The sequence below is a fragment of the Saccharopolyspora hordei genome, from assembly GCF_013410345.1.
Classification (GTDB): Bacteria; Actinomycetota; Actinomycetes; order Mycobacteriales; family Pseudonocardiaceae; genus Saccharopolyspora; species Saccharopolyspora hordei.
In genome coordinates this window covers 584,921-610,552 of sequence record NZ_JACCFJ010000001.1, presented here as the reverse complement: position 1 = coordinate 610,552, position 25,632 = coordinate 584,921, and the positions used below count along the sequence as shown (strand labels likewise).

The following is a 25,632-nucleotide window of genomic DNA, read 5'->3' as shown; positions in this document are numbered from 1 at the left end:
ACCACCCGGGCCGGGGCCTTTTTCTTCTGGGAGGGACCCCGTGAGCACCACGGACCGAGTCGGGTCCGGGTCCGGTATCGACGCCGAAACCTGGGCCGCTGCGCAGAGCAGCCCCGAATTCACCGCATTGCGGCGTGCGCTGCGCAAGTTCGTCTTCCCGGTCTCGGCGCTGTTCCTGGCCTGGTACCTGGTTTACGTGCTGCTCGCCGACTACGCGCACGAGTTCATGAGCACCAAGCTGGTCGGCAACATCAACATCGGCCTCGTGCTGGGCTTGTTGCAGTTCGTGTCCACCTTCGCCATCACGACCTGGTACGTGCGCTACGCCAACCGCAAGCTCGACCCGGTCGCGGAGGGCATCCGCGCATCGCTGGAGTCGGGTGCGGCGGAGTCCGGGACGGGTGACGCCGCGAAGGGCGAGGCACCGGCGAGCGGCGCCGACGAGAGCGGGGGCGACGCCGACGCGGCCGAACCCGTCGCGGACGAGGACGAAGGAGGCCGGCAGAAGTGATCTCAGCGCTCCCCGCACTGGCCCAGAGCGAGACCGCGCAGAACAGCGTGCTCAACATCAGCATCTTCGCGGTCTTCGTCGTGATCACCATGGTGGTGGTCTTCCGGGCGAGCCGGAACACCAAGACCGCGGCCGACTACTACGCGGGTGGTCGCGCCTTCACCGGCCCGCAGAACGGCATCGCCATCTCCGGTGACTACCTGTCCGCCGCGTCCTTCCTCGGCATCGCCGGGGCGATCGCCGTCTACGGCTACGACGGCTTCCTGTACTCCATCGGGTTCCTGGTGGCCTGGCTGGTGGCGCTGCTGCTGGTCGCCGAGCTGCTGCGGAACACCGGCAAGTACACGATGGGCGACGTGCTCAGCTTCCGGATGCGGGAGCGTCCGGTGCGCACCGCCGCGTCGCTGTCCACCCTCGCGGTGACCTTCTTCTACCTGCTCGCCCAGATGGCCGGTGCCGGCGGTCTGGTGGCGCTGCTGCTGGGCATCCACAGCAAGGCCGGGCAGGCCCTGGTCATCGCCGTGGTCGGCGCGCTGATGATCGTGTACGTGCTGGTCGGCGGCATGAAGGGCACCACCTGGGTGCAGATCATCAAGGCCGCGCTGCTCATCGCGGGCGCCTTCGTGATGACCTTGTGGGTGCTCGGCCTGTACGGCTTCAACCTGTCCGGCCTGCTGGGCGACGCCGCCAACGTCGCCGGGGGCGACTCGGTGCTCAACCCCGGCGCGCAGTACGGCAAGACGGAGACCAGCAAGATCGACTTCGTCTCGCTCGGCATCGCCCTGGTGCTGGGCACCGCCGGCCTGCCGCACGTGCTGATGCGCTTCTACACCGTGCCCACCGCCAAGGAGGCCCGCCGCTCGGTGGTCTGGGCGATCTGGCTGATCGGCCTGTTCTACCTGTTCACGCTGGTCCTGGGCTACGGCGCCGGCGCGCTGGTCGGGCCGGACACCATCAAGGACGCCCCGGGCGGGGTGAACTCCGCGGCGCCGCTGCTGGCCCTGGAGCTCGGCGGCCCGCTGCTGCTGGGCTTCATCGCCGCGGTCGCCTTCGCCACCATCCTGGCCGTGGTCGCGGGTCTGACCATCACCGCGTCCGCCTCGTTCGCGCACGACATCTACGCGAACGTGATCAAGAAGGGCCAGATCGACGACAAGAACCAGGAGGTCAAGATCGCCCGGATCACCGCGGTGGTGATCGGCATCGTGTCCATCCTGGGCGGCATCGCGGCCAACGGGCAGAACGTGGCGTTCCTGGTGGCGCTGGCGTTCGCGGTGGCGGCCTCGGCGAACCTGCCGACGCTGCTGTACTCGCTGTTCTGGAAGCGGTTCAACACCACCGGCGCGCTGTGGAGCATCTACGGCGGTCTGGCGGTCACGATCGCGCTGATCGTGTTCTCCCCGGCGGTCTCCGGCAGCGAGGACGCGATGTTCCCGTCGCTGGACTTCGCCTGGTTCCCGCTGAAGAACCCGGGCCTGATCTCGATCCCGGTGTCGTTCCTGCTCGGCTACCTCGGCACCGTGCTGAGCAAGGACAAGGCCGACGAGGCCAAGTACGCCGAGATGGAGGTCCGTTCCCTCACCGGGACCGGCGCCGAGAAGGCCGTCTCGCACTGATCCGCTCGGACCTCGAGCGCGCCGAGCGCCCGTCCGGCCACGTGCCGGGCGGGCGCTGCGCTGTTCACGCCGGGACGAGCTCGGACTCGGTCGCGGAGAAGTGCAGCTCCCACATGCCGTCGTCGGTCCGCTGCGGCTCGTACCGGGTGACCAGCGCCTGCACCCGGGGATCGGTCATCCGGACGAAGCCGGTGAAGCGAGGCAGCCCGCCATCGTCTGGGACTTCGGCCAGGTGGCCCCATTCGCTGCCGTGCGGCCAGCGGAGGATGGCTCGGCGGGTCAACAGGCACCCCTTTCGGTCGGGCTGGATCGAACGAGGGCGACCTTCGCACGCGATGATCGCCAATCGGCGGTTTCGAGCCCAAGGTCCGACCGAAAGCGTGAACAACCCCGAGAGAACCTCACGTTCTCCCTGGTCGGCGCGGTCTCCGCGGGGCTCACGCGAGCACCACGCCCGGCGTGGCAGCATCGGGGTGTGACTACCCCAGTTCCCGGACACCAGGTGCCCGGCGTGCAGCCGGAAGAGCTCCCCGAGCAGCTGCCCGAGGGCAGCGTGCTGCTGGACGTGCGGGAGGAGGACGAGTGGCGGGCCGGCCACGCGCCCGACGCCGTGCACCTCCCGATGAGCGACCTCGTGCAGCGCCTCGACGAGATCCCGGAAGCCGACCAGCTCTACGTGATCTGCCGCTCCGGCGGCCGGTCGGCGAAGGTCACCGCGTACCTCAACGCCAACGGCTGGGACGCGGTCAACGTCGAGCGCGGCATGAACGGCTGGGCGGCCATCGGCCGGCCGATGGTGTCCGACGACGGTGAGCCGTACGTGCTGTGACCTCCGGACCTCCGCAGCAGCCCCCGGCGGGGTGGGTCGCCACCCCGCCCGGCGGGCCGCGCCGCCCGCGTCCGCCGCGGCGCCCGCGCCGCTACACCGGCCCGCCCGCCTACCCGGCGGTGCCGCGCTGGGGCTTCCCGATGCTGGCGTGGCGGTGGCCGCTCGCGCTGCCCGCGCAGCAGCACGTCGGTGCCGAGGTGCGGGCGACCGCGGCGGCCCGCACCGCGCTGCTGTCGCTGTGGGCCACCGCGGGCGTCGCCGGGCTGGCGACCGCGGCCGAGGTCTGGCGCTACGTCCTGCTCGTGCTGAGCCGGGACGGGGCGCTGGCCCGCGCGCCGCTGGCCATCTCCGACGCGCTGGTGGTCACCACCGGCTCCCTGCTGTGGGTGCTGGGCGTGCTCAGCGGCGTGCTGGTGGTGCTGTGGGGCCTGCGCGCCCGGGCCGCGGCGGCCGAGCGCATCGGGGTGCGCAACGCCCGCCCCGACTGGCAGGTGGTCGTCGGCGTGCTGGTCCCGGGCCTGAACCTGTTCGTGCCCGGCTCGGCGGTGGCCGAGCTGGAGCACGCGCTGCTGGTCGCCGAGGGCGCCCGGGAACGCGGCGCGCGGCCGTTCCCGACGCTGCGCGTCCGGTTCTGGTGGGCGACGTGGGCGGCCACGCTGCTGGTCGGGTGGCTCACGCTGCTCTGGGGGTTCCGCGGCACCGTCCAGGCGCTCGCCGACGGGGTCGTGCTGCACGCGGTGAACGACGCGCTCGTCACGCTGCTCGCGGTGCTCACCGTCCAGCTGGTCACGTACGTGATGCGCCTGCTGGTCGACCCGGACCCCACCGAGCTGCGCTTCCTGCAGGTCCGCGCGGTCCGCGCGACCCCGCCCCCGCCGCGGGCCGAGCGCCCGTCCACCGCCCCGCGCTGATCCCTCCGCACACCTCACCCGGACCGGTGGCGCGCGGTGCGTCACAGACGCCGGATGTGGATCGGGGTCGTCTGTCAGCATCAGACCCGTGCGTCAGCCGATCCCCGACGTGGTCGCGCACCGAGGAGCCTCGGCACACCGCGCCGAGCACACCCGCGGTGCCTACGAACTGGCCCTCGAACAGGGCTCCGACGCGCTCGAGTGCGACGTCCGGGTCAGCCGTGACGGCCACCTGGTGTGCGTGCACGACCGCCGCATCGACCGGACCTCCAACGCCCGGGGCGTGGTCAGCGAGCTGACCGTCGACGGGATGGCCGGCGTGGACTTCGGCAGCTGGCACCGCGAGCTGCCCGGCTCCGCCGACGAGCTGGTCGACTGGACCGGCCCCGCCCCGGAGCACGGCGTGCTCACCCTCGACGAGCTCCTCGGCATGGTCGGCGACCACCCGCGGCCGGTGCGGCTGTTCGTCGAGACCAAGCACCCGGTGCGCTACGGCGGGCTGGTCGAGCGCGAACTCGTCGCGCTGCTGGCCCGCCACGGCCTGGACGCGCCGGCCGACCCGGAGCGGTCGACGGTGCTGATGATGTCGTTCTCGCAGGCGGCCGTCCGCCGGTTCCGCGCGGCGGCCCCGCTGGTGCCGACGGTGCTGCTGTTCGACCGGTTCCGCGGCTCCTGGCGCAACGGGGTGCTGCCGCCGTGGGCCGACATCGCCGGGCCGGGGATCCGGCTGCTCCGCGAGGACCCGGGCTTCGTCGCCCGCGCCGCCGCGCTCGGCCGCGACACCTACTGCTGGACGGTCGACGACCCGGCCGACGTGGAGCTCTGCGAGCGCGCCGGAGTGCGGTACCTGGCCACCAACTCACCCGCCTCGACCCGCTCCCACCTGGCTGATCCCGACCTCCCGCGGTTCGGTAGCGTCACCACGAAGTGACCGCGAGCGAGGGGATCTGCCGTGTCGAAGCGAACCGCGACGAAGCCTGAGGCGGACACCGGGATCAAGCCGCGCCAGCCCTGCCCGTGCGGTTCGGGCAAGCGCTACAAGGCCTGCCACGGTGCCGCCGGTGGCGCCGCTGACGTGATCGTGACCAGGCCCTTCGAGGGGCTGGCCGCCGAGTGCGAGCTCATCGCGCTGCGCGAGTTCGTGCCGTCGGCCACGGCCACGCTGCCGCTGCGCGGCGACGGCGAGATCACCCTGGCCACGGTGCTGCCGATGGCCGCGGCGGCGTTGCGGCGCAACGACGACCGCAGGTTCGTCGGCCTGCAGGTGCAGACCCACTCCGGGGACATCAGCCGGGACCTGGCCCGCGCGGTGGAGTGGGTGCAGGACGCCGAGCTGGGCGCCTCGCTGCCGGTCGTGGGGCCGGAGACGGCCCCGGCGGGCACCGTGCCGACCCGGCTGCAGGACCTGCTGGACCCGGAGGCGGAGCTCGAGGTCGAAGTGCACGACGACTTCTCGTGGTGGCTGCCCGAGGACGTCGAGCCGACCGGCGAGGTCAAGCTGTCGCTGGAGCGGGCGAACGCGGCCATCATGCCCACCGCTCGGCTGACGGCCGATGGGGTGAAATCTGCCTACTGGGTCGACGCCGGCGAGAAGGCGCACCTGCGCTGGGTGCGCCCGGAGCCGGAGGAGCAGCTGATCGCCGCGATGGCCCGCCTGTCCGCCCGCAGTGAGCTCGCGCTCGACGAGGACAGCCGCTACGCCGGGTCCTTCCGCGCCCACGGCCTGCTGGTCCCGGTGTGGGACCTGGACCGGGAGAAGCACCCCCGCGAGTGGGACGAGCCCGCCGCCGCCCTGGGCCGCCGCCTGGAGGAGGCCCTGGCCTCCCTGGAGGACCAGCCGCTCGACGCGGCCGAGCGCCGCGCCCGCGACGGCCTCCGCGGCCGCCAGGTCACCATCCGCTGATCCGGTCCTCGCCCCCGTCCTGCCCGGCGGGGGCGCCGGTCTCCCCGCGCCCCGCATTGCGCCGATCGGGTGACGCCTGAACCGTTCGGGCAACGTCCGGGGCGGATGTGGCGTGTGCTCCACGAGCGAGCCGCGACGTGGACGGGGGTGGACCGGGTGACCGCGCACCTGCCCGCAGCACCGACCGCTCCCGAGGCGGCGATCGGTGCTCGACGGAGGCAGGCGCGCCGGGGGGACATGGCGGCAACGGAAGACGACTTCGCGGAGTTCGTCCGGGTGGCCCTGCCCGGACTCATGCGCTACGGGCACGCGCTCACCGGCAACCCGCACGACGCCGCCGACCTGGTGCAGACGGTGCTGGAGAAGGTCGGCGCGCGCTGGGCCAAGGTCTGCCGGAACTGCGCGGACCCGACCGCCTACGTGCGCAAGGCGATGGCGAACACGCACGTCAGCCGCTGGCGCCGCTCCCGGCGGGAGACGCTGCTCGCCGACTTCCCGGACGTCCCGGCGCACGCGCAGCCGGACCGGCTGGAGAACGAGCCGCTCTGGCAGGCGCTGCGCAGCCTGCCGCCGCGGCAGCGCGCGGTCATCGTGCTGCGCTACTACGAGGGCCTGTCCGAGGCGGAGATCGCCGAGAGCCTCGGCGTGAGCTGCGGGACGGTCAAGAGCCAGGCGAGCAAGGCGATGGCCTCGCTGCGCAAGCGGCTCTCCGGCGCTGGTGGGAGGGGGTGACGTCGGATGGACCTCGAGGACGAGCTGCAGCGCCTCCTGCGGGACGACCGCTTGGACGTCCCGGTGCGCACCGGGGCGGAGTGGTCGGTGGTCGCCGGCGCCCGCCGACGTCGGCAGCGCACCACCGTGCTGGCCGCCTCCGGCAGCGCCCTCGCGGCGCTGGTGTTGGTGGGGGGCGGCGCGGTGCTGGCCACCCGCCCGGTCGAGCAGCCGGTGCCCCCGGCGGTCCCGCCGGTGGTGCACCCGACCTCGGACCCCGGCGGCCCGACCAGCCACGAGACGCCGCGCCACCAGCCGCCTCCGGAGCACCCACCGGCGCAGCCACCCGTCCTCACGCGCCACCCGCGACCGCCGGTGAGCACCACGGAACCCCCGGAGGTCCTCTGGACGACGACCTCCGCGCCGGGGTCGACGACGTCGTCGCCGACCCGGACCAGCGAGCCGGCCCCGACGTCCTCGGGACCCGCGACCAGCGAACCCCCCGGCGGTTGATCAGCTGGTCCGCGCGCGCGTCAGAGCGCTCCGCCGGCCACCGGCGGGGCCGTGGGGTCCGAGCCGTCGTCGCCGACGGTCTCGCGGGCCAGGAAGTCCTCGACGTGGAACAGGTTGCCCTTGGCGCGGTCGACCACGTTGAGCAGGGTCGACATCTGGGAGACCTCCTCGACCTGCTCCTTGAGGAACCACTGCATGAACTGCTCGCCGAGGTAGTTGCCCTCCTCGCGGGCGGTCCGGGCCAGGGTCTCGATCTCGCGGGTGACCTCGCGCTCCTGCTCCAGGGCCAGGGCGACGAGCTCCCGGGTCTCGGTGAAGTCGTTGCGGACCTGCTCGACGCCCGGCACGTACGGCTTGACGCCGTTGTCCATCAGGTACTGGATGATCATCATCGCGTGGTTGCGCTCCTCGAGCGCCTGCCGGTAGAAGTGCTTGGCCAGCTGCGGCAGGTCGTTGTCGTCGAACCACACGGCGACGGCGGTGTACTGCTGCGAGGCGGTGAATTCGTTCCGCACCTGTTCCTGGAGCAGGTGTTCGAACTGGGTTTCCTTGTGCTGGATCTTCGCGGTGGCGGTCATGGCACCACCATACTCTGGAATCAATCAAGTTTCATTCCAGGGAACCCTAACAAGAATTCGGTGAGCCTCACATCAGCACGATTTTCCGAGGCAAGCCTCAGCTGAATGAGGTGAGGCGAACCTGGTTGGATCTGCCCTGGTAGCGGGCTCGTCGGCGGGTGATCGCGGAAGATTTCGGGATTCGGGTGATCGTTCCACGGGGCGGGGTGCCGCTCGGTGGGCGAATTGCGCGAGCGGCACCCTCGACCCCGCCGTCGTCAGGGGAGTTCGGGAAGTGGGTCCCGGGTGATGGGGCAGGACATGCAGCGCGGGCCGCCGCGCCCGGAACCGAGTTCCGAACCGGAAATGCGCAGCACTTCGATGCCCGCTTCTTCCAACCGCTCGTTGGTCTCCACGTTGCGCTCGTAGGCGACCACCACGCCCGGAGCGAGCGCGAGGGTGTTGTTCCCGTCCTCCCACTGCTCGCGCTCGGCCGTCACCGGGTCCAGGCCGGTGTCGATCACGCGCAGGTGGTCGATCTCCATCGCCTCCGCCGCCGCGGTCAGGAAGGGCGTCGGCCCGGACACCTTCAGCTCACCGCCCGCGGGGCGCAGCGTGTAGGCGCACAGCGCGTGCTGGACGGCCGGGTACATCACCACCGCGTCGCGGTCGACCATCGTGCACACCGTGTCCAGGTGCATCGACGCGCGCGTCTGCTCGATCGGCACGGCCAGCACGGTGTGCGCCAGGTCGTCGGCGAAGACCGACCGCGCGAACGCCTCCGCCCCGGCCGGCGTGGTGCGCTCGCCGACGCCGATCGCCACCACACCCGGCGCGAGCACCAGCACGTCACCGCCCTCGACCGGGGCGGAGTGCGCCCCGTACGCGCGGGGGGAGCGCGAGAAGCGCGGGTGGTAGGCGTAGACCAGGTCGGTGAGCGCCGACTCGCGGCGGCGCGCGGGCATCGCCAGGGAGGCGATGGCGACCCGGTCGCGCACCCACACCGACGAGTCGCGGGTGAACAGCAGGTTCGGCAGCGGCTCGATGGCGAAGTCGTGCGGGTGGTGCATGCGGCGGACCAGCGACTGCCCCTCGGCCGCGGGCAGTTCCTCGAAGGTCATGCCCGCGATGAGGACCTCGGCCAGCGCGGCGTCGTCCACACCGGACAGGTGGGAGCGCAGCGTGTCGGCGGTGTCGGCACCCAGCTTGAGCTCGTCGACGCAGGTCAGCACGGCCGCGGCGCGCGCCCGCGAGTCCTGCAGCGCTTCGACGAGCAGCTCGCGCAGCAGCAGCACCTCCACGCCCCGCTCGCGCAGGACCTCGGCGAACGCGTCGTGCTCCTCCTGTGCGCGGTCGACCCACGGGATCGCGTCGAACAGGAGTTGGTCGCTGTTGCGCGGGGTGAGGCGCTTCAGCTCCGTGCCCGGGCGGTGCAGCAGCACCGATCGCAGCGGCCCGACCTCGCTCTGGACGTGTGGTTCGGTCACGCTTCGCAGCGTAGCCAGCACGATGGAAAACAGCTGCCCTCGGCGCCGTTTTCGATGGATCGTTAACCGCGCGGCGCGATGCGTGGTGGATCGTTGCGCGGGGCGTCAGGAACGGCAACCCCGCGCTACGGCAGCCAGCCGACCCGGCCCCGCAGGGCGGCGTAGCCGACGAAGGCGACCACGTCGATGAGCGCGTGGCCGACGACCAGCGGCCACAGCCGGTTGGTGCGCTGCCAGACGCGGCCGTAGACCAGGCCCATCACCACGTTGCCGACGAAGCCCCCGAAGCCCTGGTACAGGTGGTAGCTGCCGCGCAGCACGGCGGAGGCCCACAGCGCCCGGTTCTCCGACCAGCCGAGCTGCCGCAGGCGGGTCAGCAGGTAGGCCACCACCAGGACCTCTTCGGCGAAGGAGTTGCCGAAGGCCGCCAGCGTCAGCACCGGGGCCCGCCACCACGCCTCGTCCAGCGTCGACGGCTGCACGGTGAGGCTCAAGCCCAGCGCGTGCGCGGTCAGGTAGAGGCCCAGGCCGGGGATGCCGATCAGCGCGGCGAGCCCGGCGCCGCCGAGCAGGTCGCGCCAGGGCCGGGAGCGGTCGAGCCCGACCCGCCACAGCGCGATCCCGCCGCGCCACAGCAGGAACACGCCCAGCGCGCCCCAGGCGATGAGCCGGGTGGTGCTCGCCAGCTGCTGGAGCATGTCCAGCAGCCCGAGGCCGGCGCGCGGCACGTTGATCGCGGCGTGCTGGTCGGCCAGCGGTTCCGGGCGCAGCAGCGCGTCCAGCAGGGACAGCAGGCTCTGCACGCCGGACAGCCCGAGGGTCACCGCGAACACCACGACCAGCTCGACGGTGATCGCGCGGCGCTCCTGGCGGTCGGTGACGACGACCGGGTCACCGGGGCGGGCGGGCGTCAGCCAAGCGCGCAAGGTGCTCACGCGGTCGAACCTACCGGGGCGGGTGAGCGCTGCCGGCGGGGCTGGCAAAACCGGGAAAACCGCCGTCGGAACGGTCCGCGGGGCGGGGGCGTCGGACCGGTGACGGTCCGCGGTCCTGCGGAGGTGGGCATGGACGTGTTCGTGTGGGGGTCGGCCGACACCGGACACGCGGTGCGCGTGTTGCAGGCGGTGCGTGGGTTCGAGGCGCTCGACGGGCCGGTGGGCGCGGCCCAGCTGTTCGGCGTGCGCGACGGCGTCCTGGTGGAGCTGCGGCACAGCGACCCGGGCGGCCTGCTGGTGCGGTTCCTCGACGCCACCCGGCCCGGGCGGGCGGCCGTGGTGGCGCGCTCGTTCCTGTGGATGATCACCCGGCGCGGCGGGGTCGAGGAGGCGCTGCTGGTGGGGCCCGGCGCGACCTCGCTGCGGTTCCGCGGCGGGCGGATCCAGCACCTCGCCCCGCTGGACCCCGTCCCGGACGACTGATCAGCCGGAGCGCTGCTGGGCGAGGAAGGGGCAGCCGACCAGGCGGCGCAGCTCCTTGCCGAGGTGCTCGGTGGTCGTCACCGGCTGGGAGAAGGCCAGGCGGACGTCGTGGTCGCCGTCGGCGGACTCCACGCGCAGCCGCAGGCCGTGCTTGTCCAGGCCGAGCGGGCGGACGTGGCCGCCGCGCAGCTGCTCCGGCAGGTGCCGGCTGAGCAGCCCGACGACGTCCCGGTGGGACAGCTCCAGGTGGCGCAGCCACGAGTCCTCGTGCAGGCAGAACGGGTCGGGGTCGGCGGCCTGGAACTCCGCCGGGTCCACCGAGTCGGTGCTTTCCGCGTCGGCCAGCACCAGCGACGCCGTCTCCAGCTTGAGCACGGTCGCGCCGTGCCCGGCGTCCAGCAGCCGCGGGTCCGGGCGCTCCTCGGCGACCCGGAGCACCTCGGCGCGGGCGTCGTCGCCGTGCAGCAGGCGGACCCACCCGGTCAGCCACAGCAGTCCCCGCACCGGTTCGCGGAGCCGGACGGGCGTCGGGTCGGCGATCTCGAGGACCGCGGCCAGCTCGCCGCGCGGGGCCTGCCAGGCGGTGGCGACCAGCGGGTGGTCGTCGGCGAGGAGCACGGTGGCGGAGCCGTCCGGGTGCACGTGGTGCAGCAGCGGGGCGACGCGCACCGAGATCTCGCTGGACGGCAGCAGCGCCGCCTTCCCGCCGCGCTTGGTGATGCTCCTGGCTCGCTCTGCCGGGGTCGGCGTGGCCGGCTTCCGGGTCCTCGTCTCGCTCACCGCTCACCTCCAACTTAGGCAAGCCTAACCTACTGCGCGGGCGGTGCGGAAGTCACCGATCGAGGACGACCCGCCTGAACCCGCCGACATGTTCTTCCTACCAGCTGGAACGCTGGGACGGGAGTCGACGGCGCGCGGGCGGGGCAGGGGGTGCCGGCCGTCGGCGGCGCCGGGGTGGATGATGAGGTCTGAACCAGGCGGAGGGAGGAGCCCATGGCCCGCCAGACGTCCGTTCATCGGGCACTTTTGTTCACTGGCTGATACGGCATTAGCGTGTCAGCCGTGTCAAGCGCTGTTGAGCTTCGCGCGCCCGGTCCGCGCGGCATCCCGCCCTTGTTCGCCCGTCTGGTCGACGACGCCTCGCTGTTCCCGCCGGGAGCACCGGCCGTCCCGGAGGTGGTCGCCGAGCACCTCGACGCGCGCAACGGTGCCTACACCGGGCTGCTCGGGCCCATGCTCTGCCAGGCCTCGCGACTGGCGGAGCTGATCACCGAGCTGGCCAAGGCCAAGCCGAGCGCCCCCGTGCCGCTCTCGCTGGTGTGCGACACCGGGCTCGGCGGTGTGCCCAAGGCGCTGTCGATCATCGAGGGCCGCCAGGAGCTGCTGGCGCTGCGCATGGTGGAGATGCCCGCGCCGTCCGACGTCGACGACATCTGGCTGGAGCGCGTGTCGGAGTTCGTGCCCGAGGACATCATCCGCGTCGTCGAGCCGCGGCGCGGCGGGGAGGGCTGGCTGGACGGCATCCGCCGGGTCGCCGAGCACGGGTGCTGGCCGAAGCTGCGCTGCGGCGGCCAGACCGCCGAATCGGTGCCGTCGGTCGACGTGGTCACCGACTTCCTCGCCGTCGCCGCCACCCTCGACGTGCCGTTCAAGGCCACCACCGGCCTGCACCGCGCGGTGCGCGGCACCGACCCGGAGACCGGGTTCACCCACCACGGCTTCCTCAACCTCCTGGTGGCCACCGCGCGCTCGCTGTCCGGCAAGGACGTCCGCGAGGCACTGGCCTGCACCGACGGGGCCGCGCTGGCCGAGGAGGCCCGCTCGCTGTCCGACGACGCGGCGAACGCGGTGCGCGACGTCTTCGCCTCCTACGGGGCGCGCTCGTTGAAGGACCCGATCGCCGAGCTCGAAGGACTGGGATTGCTTTGACCTGGATCGAGGATCCGGAGTTCGCCCCGGACCGGCCGTTCGGCCCGCAGACGCTGCCCTACGGGGTGCTGGTGACCGGCAACGGTCCCGTCGTCGCGGTGCGCGTCGGCCGGCACGCGCTGCCGCTGCGCGGCATCGCGGGGGAGCTCGGACCCCGGCTCGCCGAGCTGGTCTCCGGCGATTCCCTCGACCCGCTGCTGGCGGCCGGCCGCGAGCGGTGGCAGGAGCTGCGCGAGCGGCTCACCGAGGTCGTCACGGCCGACCGCGCGCCGTCCGGCGCCAACCTGGTGCGCACCGACTGGCACACCCTGGTGCTGCCGTTCACCGTCGCCGACTACGTCGACTTCTTCTCCTCGCGGCACCACGTGGAGAACGTCAGCCGCATCTCCCGGCGCACCGTCCCGCCGGTGCCGGAGAACTGGACGCACATGCCGGTCGGCTACCACGGCCGCTCCGGCACGGTCTACGTCTCGGGCACCGACGTGCACCGCCCGAGCGGGCAGCGCAAGGCGGCCGGCGACCTGCACCCGGCGTTCGGGCCGACCCGGCGGCTGGACTTCGAGGTCGAGGTCGGGTTCGTCTGCGGCGGCGAACCGGCCTCCCGGGTGGCCACGGACGACTTCGCCGAGCACGTGTTCGGCGTCGCGCTGGTCAACGACTGGTCGGCGCGGGACATCCAGGTGTGGGAGTCCGAGCCGCTCGGCCCGTTCCTCGGCAAGTCCTTCGCCACCTCGGTCGCCGGGTGGATCACCCCGCTGGCGGCGTTCGAGGAGGCGCGGATCCCGCTGCCGGAGCCGACGCACGTGCTGCACCACTACCTCGTGGAGTCCGAGCCGTGGGGGCTCGACCTGCGGCTGGAGGTGCAGTGCAACGAGACCGTGCTGGCCCGCCCGCGCTTCGAGCACATGTCCTGGTCGCCGGCGCAGCAGCTGGCGCACCTCACCGTGAACGGCGCGCCGGTGCGCCCGGGCGACCTGTTCGCCTCCGGCACCGTGTCCGGCCCGGAGCGCGACCAGCGCGGGTGCCTGCTGGAGCTGACCTGGGGTGGTGCCGAGCCGATCACCCTGCAGGACGGCGAGCAGCGCACCTTCCTCCAGGACGGGGACCGGGTGACACTGCGGGGGACCGCGCCCGGACCCGGCGGGACCGTGGTCGGGCTCGGCGAGGTGACCGGCACGGTGCTGGCCGCCGCTCGGAGGTGACGAGATGGCACGACCGACCACGCCGGAGACGGTCCGGCCCCCGATCGGCGTGACCCGCGACCCGCAGGCGAACCCGAAGGAGAGCTCGCTGACGCTGGAGCGGGGCCTGAGCCTGCTGCAGGCGGTGGCGGAGTCGGAGAGCGAAGCACCGACCATCAGCGACCTGGCGGCGACCGTCGGCGTCAGCCGCGCGGCCGTGTACCGGCTGCTCGGGCCGCTGCAGGCGCGCGGCCTGGTGCGCCGGGAGGGCTCGCGGGTGCGGCTGGGCCTCGGCGTGCTGTGGCTGGCCGGGCGGGTGCTGCCGCAGCTGCGGGTGGCGTCGCTGCCCGCGCTGCGGTCGCTGGCCGAGCAGGTCGGCGCGACGGTGCACCTGACGGTCGCCGACGGCAGCGAGGCGCAGGCCGTGGCCGTGGTGGAGCCGTCCTGGACCAGCTACCACGTGTCCTACCGGGTGGGCAGCCGCCACCCGGTGCACCGGGGCGCGGCCGGGCGGGCGGTGGACCTCCCGCCGGGCGGCCCGCGGTGGGTCGCCAGCAACGGCGACCTCCACCCGGGCGCGTACGCGGTGGCCGCGCCGGTGCGCGGCGTGCCCGGCCTGCGCGCCAGCGTCGGCGTGGTCGCGCTGCAGCCGCTGGCCCAGGAGGAGGTCGGCCCGCTGGTGCTGGAGACCGCCGAGTCGGTCGCCGAAGCGCTCCGCTGAGCTCGCCCTCCCAGGCGTGCGATCTCGGTGTCCCGGGGGTACTCCGGGCGCGCCGCGACCCGCGGCGGAGTCTCCACGTGCTGGGAGGTCCACTGATGACACGGCAGATGACCACTGAGATGCAGCAGTGCATCGAGATGTGCCACGAGTGCCACGACATGTGCGAGCGGATGCTGTCGCACTGCATGGAGACGCGCAGTGAGGAAGCCATGCAGATGAGCATGGTGCTGATCTCGTGCGCGGACATGTGTCGGATGTGCGCGGACATGATGATGCGCTGTTCGAGCATGGCGAAGGCCAGCTCGGACATGGAGCAGATGTGCGTGCGGACGTGCAGCCTGTGCGCCGACATGTGCGACATGACCGCCGAGATGTGCCGGCGGATGGAGTCCCGCGAGATGGCGGAGCTGGCCGACGCCATGTCGCGGTGCGCGGCGATGTGCCGCCAGATGACGCCGCAGACGATGCACTCCGCGTGACGGTCCCCCCCCGGGCCGCGTCCGCCGCGGTGGGCGCGGCCCGGCCGCGGCGGGGTCAGGTCGGGAGGTGGTCCTGGCGGGCTCAGCCGCAGCGCCGGGGCGCCTGGCCGCCGGGCCCGGTGATGACGACGACGTCGCTGCGCCGCAGCCGCCGGGCGGTGCACCGGTGACCGCCGGGCAGGACGCGCAGCGTGCGCTGCGGTGGGGGCGTGGCGCGCCGCGGTCGGGCGAGCACGGCGACCACCGCGGCGAGCGCGCCGAGCGCGCCGAGGACGGCGAGCACCGGTGTCCGCATGGCAGCTCCTCTCCGTGGACCTGCCGTGGACGACGCACCGCAGGTGTTCGGCGGATTTCGGTCGGACATCTTCCCTACCCCCCGATCGGGCTGATAGAAAGCACCTGAAGCGGTGAGACCCGCTTCGCAGCGTTGACGGGACCAACGTCCTGTCCGCTACGGACCCTCGTCCGGGTGAGGATGGGGCCCTCGCCTCTGCGATCAGCCAGCGTCCGGTCGGCACAGTGGGTGCCATGGACCTGCTCGACATCGCCCGCTGGCAGTTCGGGATCACGACCGTCTACCACTTCCTGATGGTGCCGTTGACCATCGGGCTCGCGGTGCTGGTCGCGGGGATGCAGACGGCCTGGTACCGCACCGGGAAGCTCCGCTACCTGAAGATGACCAAGTTCTGGGGCAAGTTGCTGCTCATCAACTTCGCCATGGGCGTGGTCACCGGGATCGTGCAGGAGTTCCAGTTCGGCATGGCCTGGAGCGCCTACTCGCGCTTCGTCGGGGACGTCTTCGGCGCGCCGCTGGCGATGGAGGGGCTGCTCGCGTTCTTCGTCGAGTCGACCTTCCTCGGTCTGTGGATCTTCGGCTGGGACCGGTTGTCCAAGGGCGTGCACCTGGCCTGCGTGTGGGCGTTCTCGCTGGCCTCCGTGCTGTCCGCGTACTTCATCCTGGCCGCCAACTCCTGGATGCAGCACCCGGTCGGCGTGGAGGTGGTCGACGGCCGGCCGCGGCTGAGCTCGATCTGGGCGGTGCTGACCAACAACACCGTGCTCGCCGCGTTCCCGCACACCATCTTCGGGTGCTTCGCGGTCGCCGGGTCGTTCCTCATCGGCATCGCCGCCTGGCAGATCGCCCGCCACCACCGCCGGAGCGGCGCGGACGACGAGGACCGCCGGGCCTGGCACGGCTCGATGCGGCTCGGCGCCTGGGTCGCGGTGGTCGCCTTCGCCGGGCTGGCGATCTCCGGCGACGTGCAGGGCAAGCTCATGTTCGAGCAGCAGCCGATGAAGATGGCCTCCGCCGAGGCGCTGTGCCACAGCGAGGCCCCGGCCAGCTTCTCGGTCTTCGCGATCGGCGACGTGGCCCGCTCGAACTGCGAGGACGTCAAGAGCTTCACCGTGCCCTACGTCCTGTCCTACCTGGCCAACGGCGACTTCCACAGCGAGGTCGAGGGCGTGCACGCGCTCGTCCCGCAGTACCAGGAGGCGTACGGCACGCACTACCCGGACGACCCGCGCTTGGGCCGGCTCGCCGGGCAGCCCATCGACTACGTGCCGAACCTGCCGGTCACCTACTGGGGCTTCCGGTTCATGATCGGCTTCGGTGCGCTGGCCGCGCTCGGCGCGGTGGCGGTGCTGTGGCTGACCCGCCGGCAGCGGTTCCCGGAGGGCCGCTGGTGGGCGCCGCTGGCCGTGCTGGCCATCGGCCTGCCGTTCGCCGGCAACATCGCCGGCTGGGTGTTCACCGAGATGGGCCGCCAGCCGTTCGTCGTGGTGCCCAACCCCGACCCGTCCGGCATCGACGGCGTGTGGATGTTCACCGCGCAGGCGGTGTCCGCCGGGGCCACCCCGGGCGAGCTGCTGACCTCGGTGATCACGCTGACCGCGCTGTACGGGGTGCTGGCGGTCGTGGAGGTCTTCCTGATGGTGCGCTACGTGCGCGGCGGGTTCGAGGCCGTGATGCCACCGGAGCAGCCCGAGGACTCCGAGTCCGGCGGAGCCCTGTCCTTCGCGTACTGAGCCGCCGACCCGTGAGAGAGGACGTGCGATGGATCTCCCCACCACCTGGTTCTGCCTGATCGCCCTGCTGTGGCTGGGCTACCTGTTCCTGGAGGGCTTCGACTTCGGCGTCGGCATGCTGCTGCCGGTGCTGGGCCGCCGGGACGTCGAGCGGCGGGTGCTGATCAACACGATCGGCCCGGTGTGGGACGGCAACGAGGTCTGGTTGATCGTCGCGGGCGGGGCCATGTTCGCGTCCTTCCCCGGCTGGTACGCCTCGCTGTTCAGCACCGCCTACCTGCCGCTGCTGGTGCTGCTGCTCGCGCTGATCGGGCGCGGGGTCGCGTTCGAGTACCGGGGCAAGGTGGACAGCGACCGGTGGCGGCGCGGCTGGGACCGGGTCATCGTGACGGCCTCCTGGATCTCGCCGCTGGTGGTGGGCCTGGTGCTGTCGGCCACCGTGTTCGGGCTGCCGCTGGACGAGCGCGGGGACCGGGTCGGCGGCTGGTGGACGATCTTCAGCGTGCCGACCGTCGTCGGCGCCCTCGCGGTGTGCGGGTTCGCGCTGCTGCACGGCGCGGTGTTCCTGGCGCTGAAGACCGAGGGCGAGGTCCGGGAGCGGGCGCGGCGGTTCGCGCTGCGGATGGGCGTGCCGCTGCTGCTGCCGCTGGTCGCGCTGCTGCTCATCGCCCAGTTCACCGAGGGGTCGGAGTGGACCTGGGTACCGCTGGCGATCGCGCTGGTGGCGGCGCTGGCCGGGCTCGCGCGGCTGCACCGGTGGCGCGAGGGCCAGGCCTTCGCGCTGCAGGGCGTGGCGCTGGCCGGCGCGGTGGTCACGCTCTTCGGCGCGCTGTGGCCGAACGTCATCCCGTCCACCCTGGACCCGGCGTGGTCGCTGACCGTCGCGGACACCGCGTCCAGCCCGTACACGCTGACCGTGATCACCTGGGTCGCGGCCTTCGGCACGCCGGCGGTGCTGGTCTACCAGGGCTGGACGTACTGGGTGTTCCGCAAGCGCATCGGCACCCACCACATCCCCCAGGTGCACGCCCCCTCGTGACCCGACGGGTGCGGTGTGCCGCGATCCCGGTGGAGACCGAGCGTCCGACCTCCACCGGGATCCCTGGCCACCGCGGGTGACGGGTGCCGGACACACCGGCGTGTGTCGGGGACCGCCGGACCGCCGAGCGCCCCGACACCGTGGGGCGGGAGTCGCGAGACGTGAGGAGCGAGTGATGGGTCCGCTCGGTGCGCTGCCGAGGTTGTCGGCGTCGGCGCGGCGCGCCCTCGCCGTCGCCGCGCTGCTCTCGGTCGGCAGCGCGGTCGCGCTCGTCGTGCAGGCCTGGGCGCTGGCGAGCGCGCTCGCCGCGGTGGTGACGCGCGGCGCCGACCCCGACGCGATCGGCCACGACCTCGTCGTGCTGGCCGGTGCCGTGGTGGCGCGGGCCGCGCTCGGGTGGGCCACGGAGTGGGTCTCGGCGCGCGCCGCGGCGGGCGCGAAGGAGGAGCTGCGCGGCCTGCTGCTGGACTTCGCGCTGCGGCGCGGCCCGGAGTGGGTCCAGCGGCGCGGGCCCGCGGAGCTGACCGCGCTGGCCACCAAGGGCCTCGACGCGCTCGACGCGTACTTCACCAAGTACCTGCCCGCGCTGGTGACCGCCGCCGTGGTCCCGCCGCTGGTGGGGGCCTGGATCCTGTGGTCCGACTGGGTGTCCGCGCTGGTCATCGTGATCACCGTGCCGCTGGTCCCGCTGTTCGCCTGGCTGGTCGGCAAGTACACCGAGCAGCGCACCTCGCGGGCGGCCGACGCGGTGCAGCGGCTGTCCGGGCAGCTGCTGGAGCTGGTCCGGGCGCTGCCGGTGCTCACCGCGTTCGGCCGGGCCCGGGCCCAGGGCGAGGTGGTCGGCCGGGTCAGCGACACGCACCGCCGCACCACGATCGCCACGCTGCGGATCGCGTTCCTGTCCGCGCTGGTGCTGGAGCTGCTCTCGTCGCTGTCGGTGGCGATGGTGGCGGTGGGCATCGGGTTGCGCCTGGCCTCCGGCGACCTCGACCTGGCCACCGGCCTGCTGGTGCTCGTCCTCGCCCCGGAGTGCTACCTGCCGCTGCGCGCCGCGGGCGCCGCGCACCACGCCAGCGAGGACGGGGTGGAAGCCGTCCGCCGGGTCGACGAGGTCGTGCGCGAGGCCGACGACCCGCCCGGTCGTCGGCACCTGCCGGGCGACGGCTGGCGCCCGCGGGAGCTGCGGGTCGAGGGGCTCCGGGTGCGGCGGCGGGACGGGTTCGCGCCGGACGGCCTCAGCTTCACCGCGCGGGCCGGCGAGGTGGTGCGGCTGGAGGGCTTCGACGGCATCGGGCCCAGCGGCAGCGGGAAGTCGACCACCATGGCCGTGCTGCTCGGCTTCGCCGAACCGGACAGCGGCACGATCACCTGCGACGGCGTGGACCTCGCCGACCTCGCACCGGGGGAGTGGCGCCGCCGCGTCGCCTGGGTGCCGCAGCGGCCGACGTTCTCCGGTGGCACGGTCGCCGACGAGCTCGCCGTCGCCACCGCCGACCAGCCGGACCTGTCCGCGCACGTCGACGAGGTGCTCGCCGCCGCGGCCGCGGCCCACCTGCGGGACCGCCGCACCGACGAGCTGTCCACCGGGGAGCGCCAGCGCGTCGCGGTGGCGCGCGCCCTGCTCCGGCTGCGCGGCGACGCGCGCGTCCTGCTGCTCGACGAGCCCACCGCGCACCTCGACACCGCCACGGCGCAGCAGGTGAGCGCGGCGGTGGCCCGCGCCGCCGAGGACGGCGCGATCGTCGTGCTCGCCAGCCACCGCCCGGACACCGCGGCAGAGCGCTCCGAACCGGTGCGCGCGGCCGCCCCCGCCGCCGCGCCCGAGCTGCCCGCGGCCCGCGGCCGGCTGCGCGAGCTGCTGTCGGCGCGCCTGCTCGCCGGCACCGGGATCGGGGCGCTGTCACTGCTCTCCGGCCTCGCGCTGACCGCGACCTCGGCGTGGCTGATCGCCCGCGCCTCGCAGCAGCCGCCGATCCTGTCGCTGTCGGTGGCGGTGGTCGGGGTGCGCACCTTCGCGCTGTCGCGCGCGGTGCTGCGCTACGTGGAGCGGCTGGTCACCCACGACGCCGCGTTCCGCCTGTCCGGCAGCCTGCGGCGGCGGGCCTGGGACGCCCTGGTGCGGCTCGGTCCGGTGCGGGCGGCCGCCCTCCGGCGCGGTGAGGGGGCCGCGCGGCTCGTCGACGACGTCGACACCGTCCGCGACCTGGTGCCGCGGGTGGTCTTCCCGCCGGTGGTGGCCGTGGTCGTGATGGCCGCGGCGGTGGTGGTGCAGGCCCTGGTGCTGCCGGAGGCCGGTGCGCTGCTCGCCGCGGTGCTGCTCGCCGCGAGCGTGGCGAGCCCGCTGGTCGCCGTCGCGGCGGAGCGCCGTGCCACGACCGCGGTGGCCGAGGGGCGGCGGCGGATCGCCGCCCGCGTGCTGGCGCTCCTCGACGGCGCGGCGGAACTGCTCGCCTTCGGCGCACACACCCGGCAGCGCGCCGAGCTGGCCGCGGAGGACGCCCGGCTGGCCGCGCGAGCGCGGCGCGCCGCCTTCGGCGCGGGCGCGGCGACCGCGGTGATCACCCTGCTCACCGGGGTCGCGGTGCTCGGTGGCGCGTGGCTGGGCGCGGCAGCGGTCGCCGAGGGCCGGCTCGCGCCCGAGCTGGCCCCGCTGCTCGGGCTCGTCCCGCTCGCGGTGGCCGAAGCCGTCGCCCTGCTGCCCCCGGCCGCGCAGCAGTGGCGGGCGCTGCGCGCGGCGCAGGACCGCCTGGCGCCGCTGCTCGCCGCCGCCCCCGCTCCGGAGACGGACGGGCGCACGCCGGCGGAGGGGATCGAGCTGTCCGGGGTCGACGTGCGCTGGCCGGGCGCGGCGGAACCGGTGCTGCGCGGCGCGGACCTGTCCGTGCCGGCCGGGACGCACGTGGCGGTCGTCGGCCCGTCCGGCGGCGGCAAGTCGACGCTGCTGGCGCTGCTGCTGGGGTTCCTGCACCCGGAACGCGGCGAGGCCGGCGCGCCGCAGCGGATCGCGTGGTGCCCCCAGGAGCCGCAGCTGGTGTCGACGACGGTGCGGGAGAACCTGCGGCTGGCCGAACCGGGCGCGAGCGACGACGAGCTCGCCGCCGCGCTCCGGGTGGCCGGGCTGCCGGAGTGGGGCGACCGCCTGGACACCGTCGTCGGTGGCAGCGGCACCGCGCTGTCCGGCGGCGAGGCGCAGCGCCTGGCGCTGGCCCGCGCGCTGCTGCTCCCGGACGCGGAGCTGGTGCTGCTCGACGAACCGACCGCCCACCTGGACGTCCCGACCGCCGAGGCGCTGCTGGACCGCCTGGAGCACGCGCTGCGGGACCGCACCCTGGTGCACGTGACGCACCGCTGGTCGGAGGCCGAGCGCGCCGACGTCGTGCTCCGCGTGGACGGCGGTGAGCTCACCGTGGTCCGGGCACGGGACGACGACAGCCGACCGGTCGCCGGTGCTGCTCCGTCCGGGGGAACCCCGGCGCGCGCCGGGCAGTCGCGGCGCGGTAGGAACGTGGTTCGTGATCGGTGAGCCGGCCCCGGGCTGTGGCGCCTGTGACCTGCGTCGGCAGGAGGCGGCAGCCGCGGAAGGAGCGCTATAGCCTCGTGCATGTCATGGATTCCTCCCTCGCCCGGCGCATGCTGGCGGCATCGACCGAGATCACGCGCTCGGCGCTGTCCGCGGAAGACCCCGACGCGGTGCTCCCGCTGGTGGTCCGCCGCGCCGCCGAACTCGCCGAGGCCGACCTCGGAGTGGTCACCGTCCGCGCCGACGACGGTCGCCTGACCGTGGAGGCCGCCTACGGCGCGCCCTCGGCGACCGGCCCGCTCGCCGACCCGGTCGGCACCGTGCTGTCCTCGCGGTCGGCCGCGGCGCGCGTGGCCCGCAGCGGGGTCCCGGTCGTCGTGGACGACCTCATCGACGACCCGCTCACCGCCCCGTACGTGCCCGCGGCGCTGCGGGTCTACGGGCCGTTCGCGGTCGCCCCGTTCGGCACCCGCGAGCGCCGGCTGGGCGCGCTGGCGGTGTACCGCAGGCGCGGGGCCAGCACCTTCACCCGCGTCGCGGTCGACGTGCTCACCTCGTTCGCGGCGCAGGCCGGGCTGGCGCTGGTGCTCGCCGAGGGATCGACCGCGCGGCAGCGGATCGCCGTGTACCAGGAGCGCGAACGCATCGCCCGCGACCTGCACGACGTGATCGTGCAGCGGCTCTACGCCACGGGCGTGCAGCTGGAGGTGCTGGAGCGGCGGCTGTCCGGCCGGCTCGCGCCGTCCGACGCGGCCCGGCTGGCGGAGACCATGGAGCAGATCGACCAGACGATCGCGGAGGTCCGCGCCACGGCCCGCACGCTGCGCTCCGCCGACCCGCAGACCCCGGCGCACGCGCCCGCGCTGGACGACTCGATGCGCTCCGAGGTGCAGATCGCCGGGGAGCTGCTGGGCCGGCCGCCGCGGCTGGAGATCGAGGGCGACCTGGCGGACGTCCCGGTGCAGGTCGCCGACCACGCCCGCGCCGCGCTGCGCGAAGCGCTGTCCAACGTGGTCCGGCACTCCGGCGCGAAGACGGTGCTGGTGCGGGTGCGGCGCTCGGACGCCGGGCTGCTGCTGCAGGTCGTCGACGACGGCTGCGGCATCCCCCGCGACGTGAGCAAGCGGGGCCTGCGCAACCTCGAGGAGCGCGCGGTCGCCGCCGGCGGTCGCTGCGTCATCTCCTCGTCCCCGGACAGCGGCACCACCGTCACCTGGGAAGTCCCCCTCACCGGCACCACCTGAGCCGCCGGCGGGATCGCGAGTCCCGCCTGGGACCGCCACCGAGGCCCGCGCCCTCGCCGGGGACGCGTCGTGGGCTCAGAGCTGGCCCTGGCGGCGGGCGACCCAGGCGGCGGCCTGGGTGCGCCGCTCCATGCCGAGCTTGGCCAGCACCGAGGTGACGTAGTTCTTCACCGTCTTCTCCGCCAGGAACAGCTGCTCGGCGATCTGCCGGTTGGTCAGGCCCTCCCCGATCAGCTCCAGCACCCGGCGCTCCCGCTCGGTGAGCGCGGCGAGCTCGTCCGGCTCCGGTTCGCTGGACTGCCGCAGCCGGGCCAGCACCCGACTGGTGGTGACCGGGTCCAGCAGCGAGCGGCCCGCCGCCACCTCGCGGACCGCGTTGACCAGGTCCTGGCCGCGGACCTGCTTGAGCAGGTAGCCGGACGCCCCGGCGTTGATCGCCCCCACCAGCGCGCTCTCGTCGTCGAACGCGGTCAGCACCAGGCAGTGGGGCGGGTTCGGCAGCTCCCGCAGCTTCCGGCACAGCTCCAGGCCGTCGCCGTCGGGCAGGCGCATGTCGATGACGGCGACGTCGGGCTGGGTCGCCTGCGCGCGCACCAGGGCCTCGCCGACACCACCGGCCTCGGCGACGATCGACACGTCGTCCTCGGTGTCCAGCAGGTCGCGGAGACCGCGCCGGACCACCTCATGATCATCGACTAGCAGCACGCTCACCGGCACACGTCCACGCTACGCAGGTGCGCGCAGGCGGGTGCGCTGAGGGGTCGCGATCCGCCGCTACTTCCGGCCCTTCGCCGCGCCCTTGACCGTCTCGACGGTGTGGTGGGTGTGCGCGGCGACCTGGCGCGCGCGGCGCCGGGCCCGGTAGCCGACCGAGGGCTTGCCCCCGGTGTCCACCGCGGTGAGCAGCAGCCCGCCCAGCAGGCCCACGTTCTTGAGGAAGTGGACCTGGTGCTCGGTGCGCTCCTGCGGGTCGGACATCTCCCAGAACGCGTGCGCCGCCAGCGTGGTCGGCACCAGGCTGCCCGCCAGCAGCAGCGCCGCCAGCCGCGGGAACTTGCCGAACGCCAGCATCGCGCCGGCCCCGACCTTGATCGCGCCGTCGATGCGCACCAGGGTCTCCGGGTCGGTCGGGAACCCCTGGGGCAGCCGGTCCCTGAACCGCACGACGGTCTTCTCCAGCAGCGGGGCCGCCGCCTTGGCGTGGTTCGACGCGTCGCGCAGCGTCCCGATCCCGCCGTAGACGAACGTCGCCGCGAGCATCGGGCGGGCCAAACGGCGAATCAGCATCGGAGAACCTCCTCGGTGGTCAGCCGGTGCGCCCGACGGTACTCACTGCGCCGCCGTTCCGCTTGATCGTCAGCGCTGGTCGACGTGCGTGCACACCTCGTCCCACGCGGCCGCGATCTGCCGCGCGCACAGCTCGGGCGGCACCCCGCCGACACCGGTGCCCAGGCCGGGCATGGCGATCGAGCGCACCACGTCCCGCACCAGCGCGCCGTTCTCCAGCGCCGCGCTCCGCCACAGCCGCAGCACCGCGCGCGCCGCCAGGTAGGGGTGCACGGTGTCGGCGGGCAACCGCTCACCGGGTTCGCGCATGGTGGGGGCGCTGATCAGCCAGATCGGGTTCGGGACGCCGGTGGGCACCAGCAGCGCCTCCCCGACCGGCAGCTCCCCGCCGTGGTAGGCCAGCACGGCGCTGCGCACTCGCTGCTCCACGTCGGGGAAGGCACGCGCGTAGACGGCGTCGATGCCGCCGCGCATCCAGCCGTACGAGTTCGCCGGGCTCACCACCGCGTCGACCGACAGGTCCAGCACCGAGCCCCGGTGGACGGTGAGGCCGGCGCGGTCGTCTGCGATCTCCTGCCAGGCTGCGGCCAGCGGCTCGTCCAACGCGCACAGGACGAGCTGCAGCTCCGGCTCCGCTCCTCCCGACGAGCGCTCCGAATCTGCGGTCACGACACACAGCATCGCAGGAAAGCCCGACCGAGTGGCATCGGGTAGGTCACACCCGCGCGGATCGCTCGGTCCCGCGGCCGCGCGGGTATGGCCTGGGTCACCCGGCAGCGGCCCGGGTGGGCCCCTCTACGCTGGTCGCGTGCCACACATCGCTTACCTCGGCCCGGCAGGCACGTTCACCGAGCAGGCCACCCGACAGCTCACCGAGGGCTTCGGCGCCGAGCTGGTGCCCTTCGACACCGTCCCGCTGGCGCTGGACGCGGTGCGCCGCGGTGAGGTGCTGGCCGCGGGGGTGCCGGTGGAGAACTCCGTCGAGGGCTCGGTGAACGCGACGCTGGACGCGCTGACCGTGGACGACCCGCTGGTCGCCGTCCAGGAGGCCCTGCTGCCGGTCCAGTTCGACCTGCTGGTCCGGCCGGGCACCGAGCTCGCGGGGATCCGCACCGTGGCCAGCCACCCGCACGCGCTGGCGCAGGTCCGCGGCTGGCTGGCGGAGAACCTGCCCGACGCCGAGGTGCGGGCCACCGGCTCGACGTCCGCCGGCGCTGCCGCGGTGGCGGCCGGGGAGTTCGACTCGGCGATCGCCGCGCCGGTCGCCCTCGAGCACTACCCGTCGCTGGAGCGGCTGGTCGGCGGCATCGCCGACGTGCGCGACGCGGTGACCCGGTTCCTGCTGGTGCGCCGGCCCGGCCAGCTGCCGGAACCGACCGGCGCGGACCGCACCTCGCTGTGCGCGGTGATCAGCGACGAGGTCGGCACGCTGGCGGAGATGCTCACCGAGCTGTCGCTGCGCGGCATCAACCTCAGCCGCATCGAGTCCCGGCCGATCAAGGACCGCTTCGGCGAGTACCGCTTCTTCCTGGACTTCGACGGGCACGTTGCGGACGCTCGGATCGGGGACGCGCTGACCGCGCTGCGCCGCCGGTGCAGCTCCGTCCGGTTCCTCGGCTCCTACCCGAAGGCCGACCGGACCCCGGCCAGCGTGCGCCCGTCCGCCTCGGAGCAAGCGTTCCGGTCCTCCGCGCAGTGGGTGGAGGACGTGCGCGCCGGGCGGTTGGCATGAGCGGCCTCGCCCGACC

25 protein-coding genes and 1 pseudogene are annotated in these 25,632 nt (G+C 73.8%); 18 read left to right on the top strand and 8 right to left on the bottom strand.

The features are described 5' to 3' along the window. Positions 1 to 40: 40 nt before the first annotated feature. The 8 genes and pseudogenes from HNR68_RS02905 to HNR68_RS02870 form a co-directional block, all read left to right on the top strand. A pseudogene (locus tag HNR68_RS02905) lies at positions 41 to 379 on the top strand (DUF485 domain-containing protein); the annotation flags it as partial. A 221-nt stretch (positions 380 to 600) separates the two neighbouring features. Then, positions 601 to 2,127 carry a solute symporter family protein gene (locus tag HNR68_RS02900; protein ID WP_246330607.1) on the top strand — a complete coding sequence of 509 codons (1,527 nt, stop codon included), beginning with the start codon at positions 601 to 603 and terminating at the stop codon, positions 2,125 to 2,127. Positions 2,128 to 2,638: 511 nt separating this feature from the next. Next, positions 2,639 to 2,956 carry a rhodanese-like domain-containing protein gene (locus HNR68_RS02895; RefSeq protein WP_179724570.1) on the top strand — a complete coding sequence of 106 codons (318 nt, stop codon included), beginning with the start codon at positions 2,639 to 2,641 and terminating at the stop codon, positions 2,954 to 2,956. Next, positions 2,953 to 3,867: a DUF4328 domain-containing protein gene (locus tag HNR68_RS02890; protein WP_179717363.1), complete on the top strand. Its 915-nt coding sequence runs from the start codon at positions 2,953 to 2,955 to the stop codon at positions 3,865 to 3,867. Before HNR68_RS02895 ends, HNR68_RS02890 begins: the two co-directional genes overlap by 4 nt. A gap of 79 nt (positions 3,868 to 3,946) precedes the next feature. Further along, positions 3,947 to 4,798 carry a glycerophosphodiester phosphodiesterase gene (locus HNR68_RS02885; protein WP_179724568.1) on the top strand — a complete coding sequence of 284 codons (852 nt, stop codon included), beginning with the start codon at positions 3,947 to 3,949 and terminating at the stop codon, positions 4,796 to 4,798. Positions 4,799 to 4,819: 21 nt separating this feature from the next. Continuing rightward, a complete protein-coding gene (locus HNR68_RS02880; protein ID WP_179717361.1) occupies positions 4,820 to 5,770 on the top strand; it encodes a DUF5926 family protein in 951 nt (316 codons plus the stop codon). 156 nt (positions 5,771 to 5,926) lie between these two features. Then, positions 5,927 to 6,502, top strand: coding sequence for a SigE family RNA polymerase sigma factor (locus HNR68_RS02875; RefSeq protein ID WP_380575292.1), 576 nt, complete (start codon positions 5,927 to 5,929; stop codon positions 6,500 to 6,502). A 6-nt stretch (positions 6,503 to 6,508) separates the two neighbouring features. Then, positions 6,509 to 6,994: a hypothetical protein gene (locus HNR68_RS02870; RefSeq protein ID WP_179717357.1), complete on the top strand. Its 486-nt coding sequence runs from the start codon at positions 6,509 to 6,511 to the stop codon at positions 6,992 to 6,994. 20 nt (positions 6,995 to 7,014) lie between these two features. Here the strand turns inward: HNR68_RS02870 and HNR68_RS02865 are convergent, their stop codons facing one another. From HNR68_RS02865 to HNR68_RS02855, 3 genes are all read right to left on the bottom strand, one after another. Beyond that, on the bottom strand, positions 7,015 to 7,572 hold the full coding sequence (locus tag HNR68_RS02865; RefSeq protein WP_179717355.1) for a ferritin: 558 nt from the start codon (positions 7,570 to 7,572) through the stop codon (positions 7,015 to 7,017). A gap of 257 nt (positions 7,573 to 7,829) precedes the next feature. Beyond that, on the bottom strand, positions 7,830 to 9,038 hold the full coding sequence (locus HNR68_RS02860) for an arginine deiminase (RefSeq protein ID WP_179717353.1): 1,209 nt from the start codon (positions 9,036 to 9,038) through the stop codon (positions 7,830 to 7,832). A gap of 125 nt (positions 9,039 to 9,163) precedes the next feature. Continuing rightward, on the bottom strand, positions 9,164 to 9,973 hold the full coding sequence (locus HNR68_RS02855) for a CPBP family intramembrane glutamic endopeptidase (RefSeq protein ID WP_179717351.1): 810 nt from the start codon (positions 9,971 to 9,973) through the stop codon (positions 9,164 to 9,166). 129 nt (positions 9,974 to 10,102) lie between these two features. Here HNR68_RS02855 and HNR68_RS02850 point away from each other — a divergent pair, with 129 nt between their 5' ends. After that, on the top strand, positions 10,103 to 10,456 hold the full coding sequence (locus HNR68_RS02850; protein WP_218888179.1) for a hypothetical protein: 354 nt from the start codon (positions 10,103 to 10,105) through the stop codon (positions 10,454 to 10,456). Here the strand turns inward: HNR68_RS02850 and HNR68_RS02845 are convergent, their stop codons facing one another. Then, the gene (locus HNR68_RS02845) at positions 10,457 to 11,236 is read right to left on the bottom strand and encodes a DUF2470 domain-containing protein (protein WP_179717349.1); all 780 of its coding nucleotides are present in this window, start codon (positions 11,234 to 11,236) and stop codon (positions 10,457 to 10,459) included. Between the two features lie 282 nt (positions 11,237 to 11,518). Between HNR68_RS02845 and HNR68_RS02840 the strand changes: the two genes are divergently transcribed. The 4 genes from HNR68_RS02840 to HNR68_RS02825 all read left to right on the top strand — a co-directional run bounded on the left by HNR68_RS02840 (position 11,519) and on the right by HNR68_RS02825 (position 14,766). Then, on the top strand, positions 11,519 to 12,385 hold the full coding sequence (locus HNR68_RS02840; RefSeq protein WP_343049897.1) for a hypothetical protein: 867 nt from the start codon (positions 11,519 to 11,521) through the stop codon (positions 12,383 to 12,385). Further along, the gene (locus HNR68_RS02835) at positions 12,382 to 13,587 is read left to right on the top strand and encodes a fumarylacetoacetate hydrolase family protein (RefSeq protein ID WP_179717347.1); all 1,206 of its coding nucleotides are present in this window, start codon (positions 12,382 to 12,384) and stop codon (positions 13,585 to 13,587) included. The genes HNR68_RS02840 and HNR68_RS02835 overlap by 4 nt, the downstream gene beginning before the upstream one ends. A 4-nt stretch (positions 13,588 to 13,591) precedes the next feature. Beyond that, a complete protein-coding gene (locus HNR68_RS02830) occupies positions 13,592 to 14,287 on the top strand; it encodes an IclR family transcriptional regulator (protein ID WP_179717344.1) in 696 nt (231 codons plus the stop codon). A gap of 95 nt (positions 14,288 to 14,382) precedes the next feature. After that, positions 14,383 to 14,766 (top strand): four-helix bundle copper-binding protein, encoded by a 384-nt coding sequence (locus HNR68_RS02825; protein WP_179717342.1) that lies wholly within the window; start codon positions 14,383 to 14,385, stop codon positions 14,764 to 14,766. 82 nt (positions 14,767 to 14,848) lie between these two features. Here HNR68_RS02825 and HNR68_RS02820 read toward each other — a convergent pair whose 3' ends face one another. After that, positions 14,849 to 15,061 (bottom strand): hypothetical protein, encoded by a 213-nt coding sequence (locus tag HNR68_RS02820; RefSeq protein WP_179717340.1) that lies wholly within the window; start codon positions 15,059 to 15,061, stop codon positions 14,849 to 14,851. 233 nt (positions 15,062 to 15,294) lie between these two features. Between HNR68_RS02820 and HNR68_RS02815 the strand changes: the two genes are divergently transcribed. From HNR68_RS02815 to HNR68_RS02800, 4 genes are all read left to right on the top strand, one after another. Next, positions 15,295 to 16,794, top strand: coding sequence for a cytochrome ubiquinol oxidase subunit I (locus HNR68_RS02815; RefSeq protein WP_179717337.1), 1,500 nt, complete (start codon positions 15,295 to 15,297; stop codon positions 16,792 to 16,794). Between the two features lie 28 nt (positions 16,795 to 16,822). Further along, positions 16,823 to 17,833: a cytochrome d ubiquinol oxidase subunit II gene (gene cydB, locus HNR68_RS02810; RefSeq protein ID WP_179717335.1), complete on the top strand. Its 1,011-nt coding sequence runs from the start codon at positions 16,823 to 16,825 to the stop codon at positions 17,831 to 17,833. A 175-nt stretch (positions 17,834 to 18,008) separates the two neighbouring features. Next, a complete protein-coding gene (gene cydD / locus HNR68_RS02805; RefSeq protein WP_179717333.1) occupies positions 18,009 to 21,356 on the top strand; it encodes a thiol reductant ABC exporter subunit CydD in 3,348 nt (1,115 codons plus the stop codon). Between the two features lie 83 nt (positions 21,357 to 21,439). After that, positions 21,440 to 22,597: a GAF domain-containing sensor histidine kinase gene (locus HNR68_RS02800; RefSeq protein ID WP_179717331.1), complete on the top strand. Its 1,158-nt coding sequence runs from the start codon at positions 21,440 to 21,442 to the stop codon at positions 22,595 to 22,597. A gap of 75 nt (positions 22,598 to 22,672) precedes the next feature. On the opposite strand, the gene HNR68_RS02795 is transcribed toward HNR68_RS02800, so the two are convergent. From HNR68_RS02795 to HNR68_RS02785, 3 genes are all read right to left on the bottom strand, one after another. Continuing rightward, entirely contained in the window at positions 22,673 to 23,314 is a 642-nt protein-coding gene (locus HNR68_RS02795) for a response regulator (RefSeq protein WP_179717329.1), read from the bottom strand. A 57-nt stretch (positions 23,315 to 23,371) separates the two neighbouring features. Further along, on the bottom strand, positions 23,372 to 23,884 hold the full coding sequence (locus HNR68_RS02790) for a DoxX family protein (RefSeq protein WP_179717327.1): 513 nt from the start codon (positions 23,882 to 23,884) through the stop codon (positions 23,372 to 23,374). A gap of 69 nt (positions 23,885 to 23,953) precedes the next feature. Next, positions 23,954 to 24,565 carry a macro domain-containing protein gene (locus HNR68_RS02785; RefSeq protein WP_179717324.1) on the bottom strand — a complete coding sequence of 204 codons (612 nt, stop codon included), beginning with the start codon at positions 24,563 to 24,565 and terminating at the stop codon, positions 23,954 to 23,956. Between the two features lie 127 nt (positions 24,566 to 24,692). On the opposite strand from HNR68_RS02785, the gene pheA reads away from it, so the two are divergent. After that, complete coding sequence (gene pheA, locus HNR68_RS02780; protein ID WP_179717322.1) at positions 24,693 to 25,616, top strand: prephenate dehydratase; 924 nt, start codon at positions 24,693 to 24,695, stop codon at positions 25,614 to 25,616. Positions 25,617 to 25,632 lie beyond the last annotated feature (16 nt).